Origin of the sequence: Acinetobacter sp. YH12144 (assembly GCF_013418345.1) — a bacterium.
GTDB classification, from domain to species: domain Bacteria; phylum Pseudomonadota; class Gammaproteobacteria; order Pseudomonadales; family Moraxellaceae; genus Acinetobacter; species Acinetobacter amyesii.
On record NZ_VPCD01000004.1, the window covers coordinates 113134 to 129383 of the forward strand.

A 16250-nucleotide genomic window follows, 5' to 3' on the forward strand; every position below is an offset into this window, starting at 1 on the left:
TGTTTTGTGTGGATTAAAGGAGTAATTATTGTTTTTTATTTTGGCTTAAATTTTTGGGGTGGTATAAGAGAAAACAATGTTGTTTACTTCAACTATCATCACTTTGTAAATCATGATCTTATAGCCTATAAACTTCTGGTTTATAGCGTCCTAAGCTGAATCGAGACCTTTTGGGTGAGTACTGTACGCGTGTTTTGCACCACTGACAGCATGCTACTCTTTTCAATCTCTATCACACCCTTGAGATATACTTTAACCAAAGGGCATCGGGATTAATTTCCTAAGTTTTTCTAATTTTCTGCAAATTCAGCAAATTTTTTCAGCCATTTTAGGTTTAGCAGGATATTTTATCTTTTCAGCTCATTTCAGCGTTTTTTATCTGCAGATTTACCCAATTATAAGAAATTTTTCTTTCACAACAGACCAAATGTCCGAACACAGCGTCAAATTCTAAAATGTATCGCCACTGAGCATTCATCCCCTTTGCTTCATCCATCTAGGTTGAACACGACTCACAAAACACCGCTCAGTGAGTAACTAATGATCTAGATCTATCTTTGTTCTACTTATTGAACTGAGGTTACGCAGTAACATCAGAAGCGCAATTTGCTTCAAATAAATGAACGATACGCGGTAACGTCATCCGCAAGTGTTTGAGACAGGGCTACTTTTAATCAAAAATGTTTTTGCGATACTGTGAATAATTTGACGGTAATGAGCGAGTTTTGCGGTGAGGAGCATTGCTCCGCAAGATGGTTTCCTTGCGAAGCTTTGCTTCTCATTTTGCCGAATGAGAAACAACGTTTCGTAAGAGTACCTCCAGCCGAAGGCTAATCCTTTTATTCAATCACTAGATATAAGACACCGTCGAATAGAATTAAAAATCATTTTAAAAATGCAAAACTACTTTTAAGTGTGTAACATCAGTTATTTAATGGATGATCTATTCAATGCATTATTGGTCAATGAGCTAAATAGCTTTGTACCCACTGTGCGCTAAACCACCAACCACTACATGCCGCCATACCACAGAGTAAATTGGCCAAAATTTTATTCATTCGACTGAGGTCTGATGCATATATTTTGAGATTGATCAAATAAGCAATCACGGCATATACCAGTCCAATCGCACCACCAATTATGATCAGGATCAAAGGCCATGCTGCATAGGCATGTGCCACTGCTGGATATTTTGTAGAACGGATGGTTTCTGTGGTCATGCTGTATATCCTATTAATAACGCGATTACCTGTTTTAGTTAGCAATTTCTGCGCCATTATTCTTGGATATACAGCTTTATTTCAAGGTTAATGCATGTTGAATTTCTAGCTTTGACTACAGCATTTATCGCAACCGACAACTTTTTCTGTTGGCCAGCTCATTCGTGCACGCTTATAAGCGAGTTCGAAATTGGCAAAATAACCAATCAATATTTGCTGGTCAAATTGCGGCATGTCTACACATCCTTGCGAACCATTGTGAATTAAATGCGAGCCATTCGTTAAGGCATTTTCATCGACTATAAATTTAATCATCTACCATTCCCCTCATTATTTTTTATAAAATTCAAAGATTAATAAATCCATATAAAAATTATGTGATTTATAATCACATACTAAAATTATGCCTTTGTTGTTTAAAAATCAACCATATTTTAAAGATATTTTTAGGCGTCTCTTGGATGACTTAAACGCAGAATGATGTGCTCTTTTAGGATGGATAGGTGGGATTGCTCGATTTCATTTTTTGCGCTTAAGCCGAGTGCTTGGAATGTTGAATAAAGGTATTTTTCACCTGAACTGGCATTAACAAATACGGCGTCCAAATCAGACAACCTATATTACTCGTCGCTAACTGTATGATGCTCTCTGTCTCAGTAGCACTTTTTATAATTTATATAATCTTTATCAACCACTGAAAAACTCAGTTTCGGATTTTTATTTCTATATTTATTAAACATAACGCAGATCACTCACTCTAAAAGATGGATTCATTTTAGAGTGGAATATTGACTGGTTTATAAAGGGGTATCGACTTGTACAGTTCGTTTTTGGCGAATGCGGCGAACCAACCAGATCACGATCGCAATCACTAAGATCACCACGAAAAATGGGACTAAAAAGGCCAATACTGACAAGACTGCAGCACCAATCCATTCCCCTGTAGATAAGATGGGGTTTGCAACGCCACCTGTGGTTGCGGTAGATACGCCACGCGCTGCGACGGTACTCATTTGCACTGCTGTTGCTGTACCACCACCTACGATAATTGCTGCCGCCCAACTGGCAAACTGTGACATTTCACCTGAGCTTACTGCCATTGTGGCGATGGTCCCTGCAATCATGGCTGCAGGTGTTGAAATAGTGTCGAGGGCATTGTCTACCCAAGGAATATAGTACGCGGCGATTTCACAGACAGTCGCAATTGCTAAGCCAATACAAACTGCAGGCATAGACAGCCATTCAAATCCTTTCATTGGTTCGAATAGTCCTAAAATGGAAGCAACACTCATCACCAATAAAGGTACAAAGACACGGAAACCACAGGCAGCACTTAAGCCAATACCAATACACAGTCCTAATATTGTTTCCATGGGCTTCTCCGAACGGTTAAACGTGCAATTTGTTTTTATAGATGCAGTGTTATACGTTAGCAAAAAGCCCTATCGAGTGATAGGGCTTTTCTTTCTAAACAGCGGATAACTGTTAGTGTTTTGCAGCTTAGGCATTCTTATTGTTAAATTGATTGCCTTGGCATTTGGTACACGGTGGTAAACGATCAGTACCAATTTCTAAGTAGACGCGGTGTCCGCATTGAACACAAAAATAGAAGCCTGTTCCGGGTTTTTGACCAGCAGTGACCATTTTTGTTCTCCATGTGTTTTTAGAAATGGTAGATTCAGTATAACCCTCTTGTGATGAATGTCTATTGGTCATTTCGACAATTGATAATGGCATTTAGGCAAAGCATAATTTCGAATGGAAATTTTGGTGGGTTTACAGCGATTTGCTGAGCCAGTTTTCTACTTGCAGTTCGTCTACACGCAGAAATTCTTTTTCATTGTTGATGAACAAGTTCCCCCTATTAATTTAATTCTAAATCTTTCATAAATTAAAAAGCTCTATCAAATGATAGAGCTTCAAATCACAGAACAAGTACTAACTTATAAACTGTTGAAAATTGCCGAAATATGGTTTCAAAGCAATTTTTATAGCATCTCTGCATTCTCCTTTCGCCAATCTCACCACTGTTTCAGGCAAACTATTATTGCTCAACCCTAAGGAAGCACTAATTTGAGAAGCTAAAGATTTTCGATTATAAACTGCTAACAAATCAGAATAATTTCTTTGTTGAAGAATATCTTGCAATAACTGTTTGTTTTCTGAATAAAGCTTATTAACATCAATATTACTTACAACAGCATTTAAGCTATTCTGAATTTCAGCTTCTTTTCTTTTACTTGTATCAAACATTTGAAGTAAAAATTTGATTTCATCATTCACTCGTAAAGCGACTTGAGTTTCAATTTCTCCACTCAATCTAGAAAAAATGGTATCAGATATATTTTGGAAATCCTGATGAGCATCTCGACCTAGACGGTTACTGACTATTTCCAATACCTCTTGTACGCAAAACAAATTTTCTACTTCAGCAACATTCAACACATAAATAGAATCTTGCTCCAACTTATTAATTTCATGCTGAGGTCTTCTATCACGATCAATAATCCCATAAACATTTAAATGGTGAAGTTGGGTATTGGCTCTTAAAGCTTTGACAGATTGAATCACTTGAGTGCAACTACCACGCGGTATCACCAAAAATTCTGAAAGTATTTCTCTATATAAACCAACATCAAAACTACCATTCTCGCCCTCAACAAAAACTATTGGTTTTCTACTGCCTAAAATTTCAATAAGTAGCTCATTAGGAAAACTATTATTCTCAATTATTTCCTCCCATTCCCAATTTTCACCATCAAACTTTTTAAGCCATACTTTTTTTGAATTTTCTTTTGCAGATGCAAAATCTACGTCATGAGTTAAATAAACAAATAAACAATCACTTCTGAGTTTCTCAACCTCATTCCATAATGGTATTTGTATTGATTTATGCAAATGTATTTCTGGCTCATCTATAACTATAATGCCATTTTCTGGAGCCGCTAAACACTGCCCAATTAAATAGAATATTACTCGCTCACCATCACTCATTTCTGAAGAGCTATACGCTTTATCAACTAGCCCTTTTGGACAGGTTTGAATCCTTAGCCCTCCAATAATAAGCTCACGATGTGGCAATATTTTTTCCCATAAAGTTTTCACTTGATCTATTTTAGTTAATGGGGGAGCAATCCTCCCTTCACTGTTTTGACAAGCTCTTTTAAATTTAGCATTTTCTTCTGTTTCATCTGAAAACAGATAAACCATAAGCTTATGAAAATCATTCTGCATGAAAGTAGCAGGTCTTTGTTCCCATTTATTTAACTTATGATCTGCATTTGCCCACTCTTCAGCATATCCAAAAAGCAAATCTCTTTTTGCTCTATCAATAGCTTGAGGAGTTGTAGTATCTGGAAATTGAAGTGATTTTTGAGCAGAAATGCGATGAACCTTTTCTTTTTGAGGAGAATTTATTTCAATCCATGTACCAAGTCTAGTTTTACCAACTCCATTAGCCCCAATAAATAAAAAACTTTGTGGAGATTCAACTTCTACAATTTGCCCATTAACACTAGGAAGACTTAACTTTTTTAATTCAGACACTTTAAAATTCAACCTATAAAAAACCCCACATAAATGTAGGGTCTTTTTATAACAATATCAAATACTTTAATCTCCCCTAACCCCTCCTTTGAAAAAGGAGGGCTGGGGAGGATTTAAAGAATTACATCAAGCCACATTCCCTTCCAAGAAATCCTGTGCAAAGCGTTGTAACACACCACCCGCTTCATACACATGCACTTCTTCTTCGGTATCCAAACGGCAAGTCACAGGCACTTTAATGATTTCATTTTTGCCATCAGTCGTAGAACGTTCAATCACTAAAGTTAAATCAGAACGCGGTGCAATATTACCAATCACGCTATAAAGCTCAGTACCATCCAGCTTCAGAGTTTTACGGTCAGTCCCTGCTTTAAACTCAAGCGGTAACACACCCATACCCACCAAGTTAGTACGGTGAATACGCTCAAAACCTTCCGCCACAATCACTTCTACACCTGCAAGGCGCACACCTTTGGCAGCCCAGTCACGGCTAGAACCTTGACCATAGTCTTTACCTGCAATGATGATCAGCGGCTGCTTACGGTTCATATAAGTTTCAATCGCTTCCCACATACGCATCACTTCGCCTTCAGGCTCTACACGCGCTTTTGAACCTTGCTTGATCGTACCGTCAGAGCGAACCACCATTTCATTAAACAATTTCGGGTTGGCAAATGTCGCACGCTGTGCAGTTAAATGGTCACCACGGTGGGTTGCGTATGAGTTAAAGTCTTCTTCAGGCACGCCCATTTTATGCAGATACTCACCTGCAGCCGAATCCATCATGATCGCATTCGATGGCGATAAATGGTCTGTGGTGATGTTGTCAGGCAAGATCGCAAGCGGACGCATATTTGCAAGTGTACGCGGTGCAGCCAATGCCCCTTCCCAATACGGCGGACGGCGGATATAGGTACTTTGCGGACGCCAGTCGTATAGTGGACTTGCCGCTTTTTCACGCTCACCCAAGTCAAACATTGGGATATACACTTTCTTAAACTGCTCAGGCTTCACCGCTTCTTTCACCAATGCATCAATTTCAGCATCAGACGGCCAAATGTCTTTTAAGTAAATTGGATTACCGTCTTTGTCATTACCCAGTGAATCGGTTTCGATATCAAAACGAATCGTCCCTGCAATGGCATACGCCACAACGAGTGGAGGCGAAGCCAAGAACGCTTGTTTTGCATAAGGATGGATACGACCATCGAAGTTACGGTTACCTGAAAGTACCGCAGTTGCGTACAAATCACGATCAATAATTTCTTGTTGGATTTTTGGATCTAAAGCACCTGACATACCATTACACGTGGTACATGCATATGCCACGATACCAAAGCCCAGCTTTTCTAAATCACCGAGTACACCTGCTTCTTCTAGGTATAAAGCGGCTGCTTTAGAACCCGGTGCAAATGATGATTTCACCCAAGGTTTACGCACTAAACCTAATTCATTTGCTTTACGTGCCAACAAACCTGCCGCAACGGTATTACGGGGGTTAGAGGTATTGGTACAAGAGGTAATGGCAGCAATAATCACCGCGCCATCTGGCATTAAACCTTCTGCTTCTTGCGCACGTGCTGCTTCTAAGTTTCCTGCAATGCCTTTGGCTTTTAAGTCAGCCGTCGATACACGCGCATGCGGGTTCGATGGACCTGCAATATTACGAGTGACTTGTGATAAATCAAAACGTAGTACACGCGGGTATTCTGCCGCTGTCATATCCGACGCCCAAAGACCAATTTCTTTGGCATAGCTTTCAACCAATTTCACTTGATCCGCTTCACGGCCTGTCAAAGTCAGGTAATCAATGGTGTTTTGGTCAATGTAGAACATCGCTGCCGTTGCGCCATATTCAGGGGTCATATTCGAGATCGTTGCACGGTCACCTACAGACATGCTGTCTGCACCTTCACCGAAGAACTCTAAATAAGCACCGACGACACGTTCTTTACGCAAGAATTCTGTAAGCGCTAACACGATATCAGTTGCAGTAATGCCCGCTTGACGCTGGCCCACCAGTTCTACACCAATGATGTCTGGCAGACGCATCCAAGATGCACGGCCGAGCATCACGTTTTCAGCTTCTAGACCGCCGACACCGACAGAAATCACACCCAATGCATCAGTATGCGGCGTATGTGAGTCTGTACCCACGCAAGTATCAGGGAAAGCTAAACCATCACGGTTTTGAATCACTGGAGACATTTTCTCCAAGTTGATTTGATGCATGATACCGTTGCCCGCAGGGATCACATCAACATTTTCAAATGCTGTTTTGGTCCATTCAATGAAATGGAAACGGTCTTCGTTGCGACGATCTTCAATTGCGCGGTTTTTCTCAAATGCGTCAGGGTCAAAACCGCCAAATTCTACAGCTAGAGAATGGTCAACGATGAGCTGCGTTGGAACAACAGGATTGACTTTTGACGGGTCGCCGCCTTGGTCAGCAATCGCATCACGTAAGCCTGCAAGGTCAACCAATGCTGTTTGACCTAAGATGTCATGGCACACCACACGTGCAGGGTACCAAGGGAAATCGTGGTCTTGTTTACGGTTAATCAGTTCTTTTAAAGACTGCTCTAAGATTGCAGGGTCGCATTTACGAACCAACTGCTCTGCAAGAACTTTAGATGTATATGGGAGTTTTGCGTATGCGCCTGGCTGAATATCTTCTACGGCTTGACGTACATCGAAGTATTCTAGCTGGGTGCCTTGCAGCGGTTTACGGTAGTTGTTGTTCATAGCGTTCCTGCCCTCGGTCTTTCATTTTTTTGCGTTGTCTTTTTCATAGACAATTCATCTTTGTTCGATAGGCATACTACACTGCCGAAAACCCATTTCCCAAATCTCATATATTTCATAGAGTTAAATATAAAAATAGGGGTTTTTGAAATATTTAGTTACACTAACTTTGGAATATTCTCTCTAAATGTGAATTTTTTTGAAAAATAGCTGCAAATCCGCCTCATTCTTTAGTCTAAGAAAAATTGCACTGCATAATATTTAATCTAAATATCAACCAAATTGATTAAAAATCAGTCTTATCAATTTTAGTATTTAATAATCAAGGTATTAAATTACTTCATTAGCTCATTGCGCCTCAAAGTCACAATGTGAATCAAAACACTGTTTTATCATTTATTTCATCTTAATTCTCAATTTATCCCTATTTGCAGGGATAGCGTCGAATCACTCCTCTCTCAGATAATAAAAGCACGACATACAAGCACAGTAATTCGCTGTACTCGCCAAAATAATCACAATATATACAAAACCTTAGCTAAATAAATCAGCGACTACTGTTCTACCGTCATTATGCTTTGGGGAAAGATCATGACAAAATTTAAAACCATCATTGGGGCTGGCTGCCTCTTAAGCTGTCTCAGCTTCATTGCCTGTGGCGACAACGACCAATCGACAACAGATTCGACGATTCAAGAAGAGGAAGCGGACTCACCGACTGTCGTCTCGAATCCACCACGTTTGAAAGCCAATGCACAAGGTGAGCATGAACTGCTAATTGCCTATAAACGCCAAGCCTTATACGACCCTGAAACGGGTGAAAATGACCTATTACAGGTCAGAGGCTATCTGACTCAACCTGAACTCTGGAACTCGAAAAATAGCGATGGCAGTGTCTCTGATGTACTGGTTGGCCCACAAATTCGTGCGAAACAAGGTGACAATTTAAAAATTCATCTGGTCAATCACCTCCCTGTTGAATCGACGGAGACCTGTCCAAGTCCAGTGACCAATATTAACCAAGGGAACTGTTTTAACACCACAAATTTACATACACATGGTCTTTGGGTTAGCCCGCAAGGAAATAGTGACAACGTATTTTTGAGCTTAAAACCTCAGCAAGATTTTCATTACGAATTTAAGATCGAACCGAATCATCCTGCGGGAACATTTTGGTATCACTCGCATGTGCATGGTTCAACCGCGATTCAGGTCTCAAGTGGCATGGCTGGCCCTTTGATTATTGAGGGAGAGCGAAAACCTGTCATTCGTCAGGGGCAAATTCAGCAGACTGGAGATTTGGACATCTTATGGAAAAATCAAAAAACCCAGCAGTATGACCATGAAAAAATCATGCTATTCCAGCAGATTCAATACAATGAAGATTGCGACAGCAATTTAAGCCAAGTGAATGGTACACCCTGCATCTATAGCTTAGAAGATTATTCAAAACTCGATATACCGACCTCATGGGCGGATGAAAATCGTTTTACCAGTATCAATGGCAAAATGTTTGGTGAAATTAAGGTGGATCAGAACCAATACCACCGCTGGCGCATGATTCACGGCGGTATCCGTGACACCATTGGTTTGACCATCAAAGAACTACCTGATTCTGCGCACTTTACCGCAGAGCAAACCCTTAGTGAATGTCAAAAGTATCAAAGCAAGTCGATGTCTTCACAGTTTAAAACACTGAAAACATTACCGTTATATACCCTTGCACAAGACGGCTTGACCATGGGAAAAATCCAAAAGCAAGGGGTTGAAATTTTTCAACCGGGTTATCGCTTTGATGCCATGCTCTCCTTCCCGACCACCAATAAATACTGTGTATACGATACCAAGCTGAATCTAGAAGATGAAATTAATGCGCCTGAATCAAGTCCGTTACTTCGTCGTGCACCAGAAGAAAAACTCAATACACAGCTCCTCGGTTGGGTCAATGTGCAAGCAACTCAACTACCGCAGCAAACGCCGTTTAACTTTTTAAAAAGTCAGGCCACCCAACTAAAACTGGCACCAGAAGTGATTGCACAGCTCGAACAGGGTGATTTATCAGCCTTTATCTCTCATGCGAGTTTAATGACTGCTGAAGTCGATGAAATGCTCAAAACGATGACGAAGCAAATCACCAACTTTGACATTCTGTTCAATACAGATGGCAGCTTTAAATTTGGTATTCGTCATGCCGAAGAAGGTACCTTGATCAGCTTTGGCGATGCCTACCATGATGAAGACCATACCCACCATAGCTATGTCCGCAAGCTTCCAATCGGGCAAACTCAAGAGTGGGAGTTAAGCAGTAATGTTGCCAGTCATCCCTTCCATATTCATGTCAATCCATTCCAAGTGGTGAAAATATTGAATGAAAATGGTGTCGATGTCAGTGCGATCGGCAGCTCAGATAAAGATGGTGCAGGAAATATTGACTCGCAATATCATGGAATGAAAGGCGTTTGGAAAGATACACTCTTTGTTAAACAGGGCTATAAAATCTTTGTACGCAGTAAATACGAAAAATTTGAAGGCGACTTTGTGCTGCACTGCCATATTTTAGACCATGAAGATCAAGGCATGATGGAAACCGTGCGTATTTGTGGCGATCAATATGATTGTAATAGTGAACCGCCTTCGCATCATTCCACTATGGATATGACTGCAAGCGATATGCCTACACACAATCACTAAGACCGATCTCTGCTGTACAAAAGCCCGTATCAATATGGGCTTTTTGTTTGCCTAACACTGCGGCTTGCTGCAAAATAACATGATTAATGATATCTAAAATTTATACTGAGGCTGGTCATGACAACGTCTATGGCATTCACATCTTTTTCTCTCAACGGTGTCGATGCACAAAAATTTCTACAAGGGCAAGTGACTTTGCATGTTGAACGCCTTGAAGAAAATGCAACACGTTATACTGCAATCTGCGACCTCAAAGGCCGTATTCACTTTGGTTTATGGCTCACCAAACACAGTGCTGAAAGTTTTTCTATTGTCACTACAGCAGATCAAGCCGAAGAATTTGCCAAACATATTAAAAAATTTGGTGCATTTTCTAAGATGAAACTTGAAGAAACTGGTGCAGTTTTTCCAAGTTTAGCCGGTGATGACACGACTTTTGCTTCGGCGCCGACGGATATTGCAGCATGGGAAGTTCAAGCCATTCAAGCGGGTCAGGCCTATATTGACCAAGCCATTGAACATGTGTTCCAACCTCAAGAGTTACGTCTACATCAGCGTGAAGGCGTCCACTATGACAAAGGTTGTTATTTGGGTCAGGAAGTGATTGCACGTTTATGGTTTAAAGCCAAACCGAAAGCTTGGTTGCATGCGATTTCAGGTACAGGTACTGCTCCTGCACAAGGCGAACAGCTGAATAAAGGCGTACAAGTGGTCAATAGCGCGGCTGTTGAAAATGGTTACGTGGCTTTAGTTGTGGCACGCCTAGAAGCTTTAGAAGAGTTAGATGTAACTGTTTTAGCCTTGCCTGAAGCATTAAATGGTGATGTGGCACGTCCTGCTTAAGCATCTTAATTTTTAAATAAGAGCCAAATTACAAAAGCTGTTTGGCTCTTATTCTGATTACTATTTAAAATTACAACAAACTATAAAGATTTATAAAAATGCTCATCCCTTTCCCATTTCGCTTTTTCTTATTAAATTGCCTCATTCTCTTCAGTTGTTTTATATCGCCAAATATTTATGCCGAGATAAATTCAGCGGTATTGGAAGAGCTAAAAAATAGCAATGTGGTCGATCAAACCAACTCGCTTTCCCGCGATGAAATTGTCCAGTTAAAAAAGCAAAACGAGCAGCTTTATCAGCAAAAGCATATCGACTTTAAAATTTTGATGATTCCCTCGACCAATGGAAAAGCTATTGATCAATATGCACTTGAGATATTCAATAAACTTAAAATTGGCAATGAAAAGCTCGATAACGGCTTACTACTTTTGGTTGCAAAAGATGATCGTAAAATGCGGTTCGAGGTAGGTTATGGTTTAGAGGGAGATTTAACTGATATAGAAGCTGGGCGCATAATTCGACACACCCTCGCTCCAAATTTCCAAAATAATGACTATTTTAATGGCTTTAAAGAAACACAAAAAAAGTTACTAGATAAATCAATTACTCTTGGTAAACCTAAAAACGAAGATCAAAAAATAGATCACATTCTAAAAACAATAGCTGGAATATCTCTATCATTCTTATTGTGTATCCCACTCTATTGGTGTTACACAAAAGTGATTATTAAATTTGGTACTAATGGTGCCTTAGGTGCTTTTATTGGACTCCTTATCTTTGAAATTTTTATTCATCTTTTGATTTTTGGTTATTTAAATTTTGGAAAAATTGCATTTTTACTTTGCGCATCTATTCCTCTTTATGCCCCTTTTATGTTGACTATATTTCTTCCCTTCAATGAACCATACAGATTACTTAAAACTATTTTATACAGCTTACCACTTCAGATTTTTGCTTTATTTGGCTTCGGCATTTTTTACTTCATCGAATTCTATCCTCAAATATCATTCATTATATTAAAATCCATAACCACTTGTTTTATTTTACTTTTATTAAGATATGCAGTGTTTTTATATCGATTCAGAGCAGGGACTGAAAATACCTATCTCACCGCTTTTTATAATCAATATTTACAAGAAAAAGCACGTCAAAAAATGTTGGATGAACAATATGAGCGTTTAAATCCTTTCAATAAAACGAGCGAATCAAGTCAGTCTTCTTCCTCTAGTTACAGCTCTTCATCGTCAAGCAGCAGTTCTTCATCAGGAAGCAGCTCAAGTAGTTCTTCCTCATCTTCCTCATCTTCCTCACGAGATTCAGGAGGCAGCTCAGGCGGCGGCGGCGCATCGGGTTCATGGTAATACCTAAAACGACGTGACGATTAAAGATTAATTTTTTTAAATCCAATCACTCAAAGCCAAAGCCTAAAAACTTTGGCTTTTTAATCACTCATTTTTTCCCTCACATAATAAATCACCCCTGCCCGATCATCTGAAAAATAAAAAGATTTTTCATCGATCTTATAAATATCAGCAGGTCGCCCATGCACCGTTTTACCGACTAAAAAACCATCTATAAAGGTTTCAAGTTTTTGTCCTTTACGCATAATTGCAATTTGATAGCCATGGCCAATCGCTTCGTCGGTAGAGCCATGCAAGGCCACTAAAAATGCATTTTTAATGGTGGCATCAGTATGAGGGTCATCAAAATAATCAAAACCTAATGCAGAGGAGTGTGAAGGAAAATAAGCATAGGTCGATGGAACATTTTTACAGCCAGATGCACGTTTAAATTTAGCATCCGCCAAGACTTTGCCCTGCCATGAATAACATGCGGGCCAGCCATAATCGACATCTCGCTTTAACGCATAAAAAGTTTCATCTGGCTTTTTACTTCCCAAATGATCAGAACCTTGATTGGTCGCAAATAGAAATCTACCGATCCATTTTAGACCAACAGCATTACGCAAACCTGTCGCATAAATTCGTTGCTCTGAACCATCAGGATTCATCTCGATGACTGAGGCTCGCACTTTTTCTTTCTCTACACACGCATTACAACTCGAGCCAACCGACACATAAATCTTTCCATTTCCACCGACTGCAATCGTCCGCGTCAGATGCCAACCGCCGTATTTATAACTCAAACCATAATCAGGAAATGTCGCTAAAACTTCAGCCTTACTCGAAGGCTGAGTTTCTCCTTTGTTGAATTTTTGCCGTGTCAGTTGGTGCGTTTCTGCCAAATAGAGCCAATCCTGTCCTTGAGCATCGGTATAAAACTGAACTGAATTTGGATTTCTCAAACCAGTCAAATAAGGAATGATTTTGCCAAATTTACCTGTGTCAGCATTCCAATCATCCAATATATACACAGTACCTTTTTTATTATCTGTTAGATCATACATATCCGTGACAAACATTCTGCGATCAGGCGCTTGCGCAAAAAAGCGTACCCGTTTGAGACCTTCAGCAGCAGGAATGATCTCGAAATTTGTAGGCAAATTTAAAGAAAACTGCTTGCCATTTTTTAAATGGATTGGATGCGGAACAAGCTTGGGTTGTTGAGCCCAACTGGTTATTGAACAGACGAAACTAAGGATCAAGATGGCGCTTATTTTTATCATATTTAAATACATCTCAATGAATCATGTATATCTGTATTCATCATAGATGCCTTGTATCTATTTTATTCAATTTATATTTTTAGAAAATATTATACTTTTGAAAATAAAGGATTTTTAAATTACATACGCTGATGCAGTACACAACAGTCAAAAATAAGGAGGAACTTTATTCCCCCTCACGTCTTCGTTTTTAAATCATGATTTTAATCAAAATCCATGAAACAACTTATTCATGTCTTTGCATACATATTCTTTAAAATGATAGGCGCGCGCATGTTTGGCATCAAATTTAGCTTCTAAATCGCCTTTTTTGAAAATATAAACACGATCCTCTTTACTGACTAAAAATTCTGCCCCCAGTTTCATCAAAAGCGCATCGATTTTATCTTCATCTGCAATCGATTCATCTGCATTAATTTTATCGTAATTGCGTTTAATGCCTTTAATAAACATCGCGCTGCCTCTGAGAAAATAACAATGCGCGATTAAATCAGAGTCCTGCTTTTTTGCAAAGGCTTTTGATGCAATAAAGTCATGGCATTTAAAGCGCTAAGGGCAATCAACATTATTTTATAAAAACGCTTTAAATCACAATTCCTCACTTTACATTTACGTAAATCTACCTATGATGTAAAAACCGACAAAAATAACCACCAAAACACATAAATGGAATTATGTGTATGATTTAAAAAAGGTTTCAAGATGAAAAAAATCCTACTCGCAAGCATTTTAGCAATGAGCACTCAATTGGCTTTTGCTGAAACTAAAACAGATGCCGTCGATCCTGAATTTGCTAAAGTGGAAGCTATGGTCAAGGCCAAAGATATGAATGGCGCCTACCAAACACTGAGCAAGCTTGCAGCAAAAGGTAATGCTCAGGCTATTTATAATTTGGGCTATCTTACTCAAACAGGTCAAGGCGTAGCGAAGGATGAGAAAAAAGCCATCCAACTCTATGAACAGGCTGCAGCCAAAGGCTACCCTGTTGCAAACTATGTTTTAGGTAAAAATTATGCAACGGGCACACTGGGCTTAAAACAAGACACCAATAAGGCCAAACAATATTTAGAACGCGCATCTTCGGCAGGTTTTGACGATGCCTCCATCGACTATGCCATTTTACTTTTTGCAGAAAATAAACCTGAGTCAGATAAATTGGCACTCAGCAAACTTGATCCGCTGATTAAAAAAGGCAACTACCCTGCGATTCATGCCAAAGCACTTTATGACATCAGTGCGGGCTTTAAAGCTAAAAATGAAAAGCCTATTCAGCAAGGTCTAAATAGCATTCAAGAGTTAGCAAAAAAAGGCTATGTCCCTGCATTGATGGCGGTGGGCAATATGTTTGTAAATGGCAATATCATCCCGCAAAATTTGCCTGAAGCTAAAAAAATATTTAGTGCCTTAGCCAAAGAAAATATTCCACAAGCCAAAGAATCTTTGGCAACCGTGGATAAAATGATTGCTGAACAAGCCAAAGCACCTAAAGCCAATGCGAAAAAGAGTTAATTGAGCATTAAAAAAAGCCCTGCACATGCAGGGCTTTTTCATGGGTTTAAGCAAATCTTGAGCTGATCAAAATCACGCCCACCACAGACTGATTAATACACCTGTTACGACAAAGCCCAAGATAGTACTCATCAACAAAGGCGTTAAGGTCTTTTCATTTAAGCCATAAACTTGTCCAAGCATGGCAAAAATCGTCGGCATCGGTAATGCGGCAATAATCGTCCCTGCATATAACATCTCTTGGCTGACATCGGTCAAATAACGTAAGCCTAAATAAGTCAGTAAAGGCATCACCAAGTTGCTTGAAATCACCAAATAGAAGCTCTGAGCATTCACATACTTTAAGCTCATACCGACAATCCCTCCACCAATTGCAAACAGTGCCAGTGGTGAAGCCGTTTGACCTAACATCGCTAGTACATCATTGATTTGATGAGGCAAACGAATTTGGAAAATTGCAAACCCAATCCCTAGCATTACCCCTGCAAAGAGTGGATTTTTTAACAGGGTCAATAAGGTATTTTTGATGATGTCGCCAATATTGGCTTTTTGCTGTGAACTTCCTAATTGCGCAAGGACCAGCACCGTTGGAAGCAGCAGCACACTTTCAATGATGACGATTAATGAGGTATAGGTCATCGCATTTTGACCGACCAATAAGCTTAGGACTGCAGTGCCAATTAAGCCTGTATTTGACATGCCAGCGCCTAATGACAGTACCGCTGTTTGCGACATATTATTTTTAAAATGTGTCGACAATAGCCAATAGGCCATGCCATACAATAAAAATGTGACTCCGGTATAAACAAAGAAATAGCCAGGATACCAAATTTGATGCAAATCTTTAGAAGCTAATGACTGAAAAAACAAAGCCGGCAGTGCAATTTTAATCACAAATGCACCAATGGTTCCAACTTGTTCTTTACTCAATAAACTGCATTTTACAGACAGATATCCCAAGGCCAAAAGAAAAAAGATTGGACCAATCACCTCAAAGACCATACGAAATATCCTGTGTAATAGACTCTGCCATCCACACCCTCAACCTGAGAGTGTAGATCGGACGCTAT

The 16250-nt window shown here is 39.6% G+C and carries 13 protein-coding genes; 4 read left to right on the plus strand and 9 right to left on the minus strand.

Going from position 1 to position 16250, the window contains the following annotated elements; all coding sequences use genetic code 11:
* Positions 1-962 precede the first annotated feature (962 nt).
* The 6 genes from FTU79_RS04265 to acnD all read right to left on the minus strand — a co-directional run bounded on the left by FTU79_RS04265 (position 963) and on the right by acnD (position 7511).
* Positions 963-1220 carry a hypothetical protein gene (locus FTU79_RS04265; RefSeq protein ID WP_180004725.1) on the minus strand — a complete coding sequence of 86 codons (258 nt, stop codon included), beginning with the start codon at positions 1218-1220 and terminating at the stop codon, positions 963-965.
* Positions 1221-1325: 105 nt separating this feature from the next.
* Positions 1326-1535, minus strand: a complete 210-nt coding sequence (locus tag FTU79_RS04270; RefSeq protein WP_180004724.1) for a hypothetical protein — start codon at positions 1533-1535, stop codon at positions 1326-1328.
* A gap of 482 nt (positions 1536-2017) precedes the next feature.
* Positions 2018-2593: a DUF4126 domain-containing protein gene (locus tag FTU79_RS04280; protein WP_111884815.1), complete on the minus strand. Its 576-nt coding sequence runs from the start codon at positions 2591-2593 to the stop codon at positions 2018-2020.
* Between the two features lie 127 nt (positions 2594-2720).
* Positions 2721-2957, minus strand: coding sequence for a hypothetical protein (locus FTU79_RS04285; RefSeq protein ID WP_143221616.1), 237 nt, complete (start codon positions 2955-2957; stop codon positions 2721-2723).
* 201 nt (positions 2958-3158) lie between these two features.
* Entirely contained in the window at positions 3159-4766 is a 1608-nt protein-coding gene (locus tag FTU79_RS04290) for a DUF4435 domain-containing protein (RefSeq protein ID WP_180048975.1), read from the minus strand.
* A gap of 126 nt (positions 4767-4892) precedes the next feature.
* On the minus strand, positions 4893-7511 hold the full coding sequence (acnD, locus tag FTU79_RS04295) for a Fe/S-dependent 2-methylisocitrate dehydratase AcnD (RefSeq protein ID WP_180048976.1): 2619 nt from the start codon (positions 7509-7511) through the stop codon (positions 4893-4895).
* Positions 7512-8102: 591 nt separating this feature from the next.
* Between acnD and FTU79_RS04300 the strand changes: the two genes are divergently transcribed.
* The 3 genes from FTU79_RS04300 to FTU79_RS04310 all read left to right on the plus strand — a co-directional run bounded on the left by FTU79_RS04300 (position 8103) and on the right by FTU79_RS04310 (position 12406).
* Entirely contained in the window at positions 8103-10202 is a 2100-nt protein-coding gene (locus FTU79_RS04300; protein WP_180008482.1) for a multicopper oxidase family protein, read from the plus strand.
* Positions 10203-10319: 117 nt separating this feature from the next.
* Positions 10320-11045, plus strand: a complete 726-nt coding sequence (locus FTU79_RS04305; protein ID WP_257224250.1) for a folate-binding protein YgfZ — start codon at positions 10320-10322, stop codon at positions 11043-11045.
* Between the two features lie 98 nt (positions 11046-11143).
* Positions 11144-12406, plus strand: a complete 1263-nt coding sequence (locus FTU79_RS04310; protein ID WP_180048977.1) for a YgcG family protein — start codon at positions 11144-11146, stop codon at positions 12404-12406.
* Positions 12407-12486: 80 nt separating this feature from the next.
* Here the strand turns inward: FTU79_RS04310 and FTU79_RS04315 are convergent, their stop codons facing one another.
* Both FTU79_RS04315 and FTU79_RS04320 read right to left on the minus strand, forming a co-directional pair.
* Positions 12487-13671, minus strand: coding sequence for a sorbosone dehydrogenase family protein (locus FTU79_RS04315; RefSeq protein ID WP_180048978.1), 1185 nt, complete (start codon positions 13669-13671; stop codon positions 12487-12489).
* Between the two features lie 207 nt (positions 13672-13878).
* On the minus strand, positions 13879-14124 hold the full coding sequence (locus tag FTU79_RS04320) for a hypothetical protein (RefSeq protein WP_078191141.1): 246 nt from the start codon (positions 14122-14124) through the stop codon (positions 13879-13881).
* 249 nt (positions 14125-14373) lie between these two features.
* On the opposite strand from FTU79_RS04320, the gene FTU79_RS04325 reads away from it, so the two are divergent.
* Positions 14374-15180 (plus strand): tetratricopeptide repeat protein, encoded by an 807-nt coding sequence (locus tag FTU79_RS04325; RefSeq protein ID WP_111884806.1) that lies wholly within the window; start codon positions 14374-14376, stop codon positions 15178-15180.
* A 72-nt stretch (positions 15181-15252) separates the two neighbouring features.
* Here FTU79_RS04325 and FTU79_RS04330 read toward each other — a convergent pair whose 3' ends face one another.
* Entirely contained in the window at positions 15253-16182 is a 930-nt protein-coding gene (locus FTU79_RS04330; RefSeq protein WP_168378536.1) for an AEC family transporter, read from the minus strand.
* Between the last annotated feature and the right edge of the window lie 68 nt (positions 16183-16250).

What these genes read in the sequence shown, in the direction of transcription:
- FTU79_RS04265 (WP_180004725.1), bottom strand. Translation starts at nt 1,220, where the DNA reads ATGACCACAGAAACCATCCGTTCTACAAAATATCCAGCAGTGGCACAT.
- FTU79_RS04270 (WP_180004724.1), bottom strand. Translation starts at nt 1,535, where the DNA reads ATGATTAAATTTATAGTCGATGAAAATGCCTTAACGAATGGCTCGCAT.
- FTU79_RS04280 (WP_111884815.1), bottom strand. Translation starts at nt 2,593, where the DNA reads ATGGAAACAATATTAGGACTGTGTATTGGTATTGGCTTAAGTGCTGCC.
- FTU79_RS04285 (WP_143221616.1), bottom strand. Translation starts at nt 2,957, where the DNA reads ATGCCATTATCAATTGTCGAAATGACCAATAGACATTCATCACAAGAG.
- acnD (WP_180048976.1), bottom strand. Translation starts at nt 7,511, where the DNA reads ATGAACAACAACTACCGTAAACCGCTGCAAGGCACCCAGCTAGAATAC.
- FTU79_RS04300 (WP_180008482.1), top strand. Translation starts at nt 8,103, where the DNA reads ATGACAAAATTTAAAACCATCATTGGGGCTGGCTGCCTCTTAAGCTGT.
- FTU79_RS04305 (WP_257224250.1), top strand. Translation starts at nt 10,320, where the DNA reads ATGACAACGTCTATGGCATTCACATCTTTTTCTCTCAACGGTGTCGAT.
- FTU79_RS04310 (WP_180048977.1), top strand. Translation starts at nt 11,144, where the DNA reads ATGCTCATCCCTTTCCCATTTCGCTTTTTCTTATTAAATTGCCTCATT.
- FTU79_RS04315 (WP_180048978.1), bottom strand. Translation starts at nt 13,671, where the DNA reads ATGATAAAAATAAGCGCCATCTTGATCCTTAGTTTCGTCTGTTCAATA.
- FTU79_RS04320 (WP_078191141.1), bottom strand. Translation starts at nt 14,124, where the DNA reads ATGTTTATTAAAGGCATTAAACGCAATTACGATAAAATTAATGCAGAT.
- FTU79_RS04325 (WP_111884806.1), top strand. Translation starts at nt 14,374, where the DNA reads ATGAAAAAAATCCTACTCGCAAGCATTTTAGCAATGAGCACTCAATTG.
- FTU79_RS04330 (WP_168378536.1), bottom strand. Translation starts at nt 16,182, where the DNA reads ATGGTCTTTGAGGTGATTGGTCCAATCTTTTTTCTTTTGGCCTTGGGA.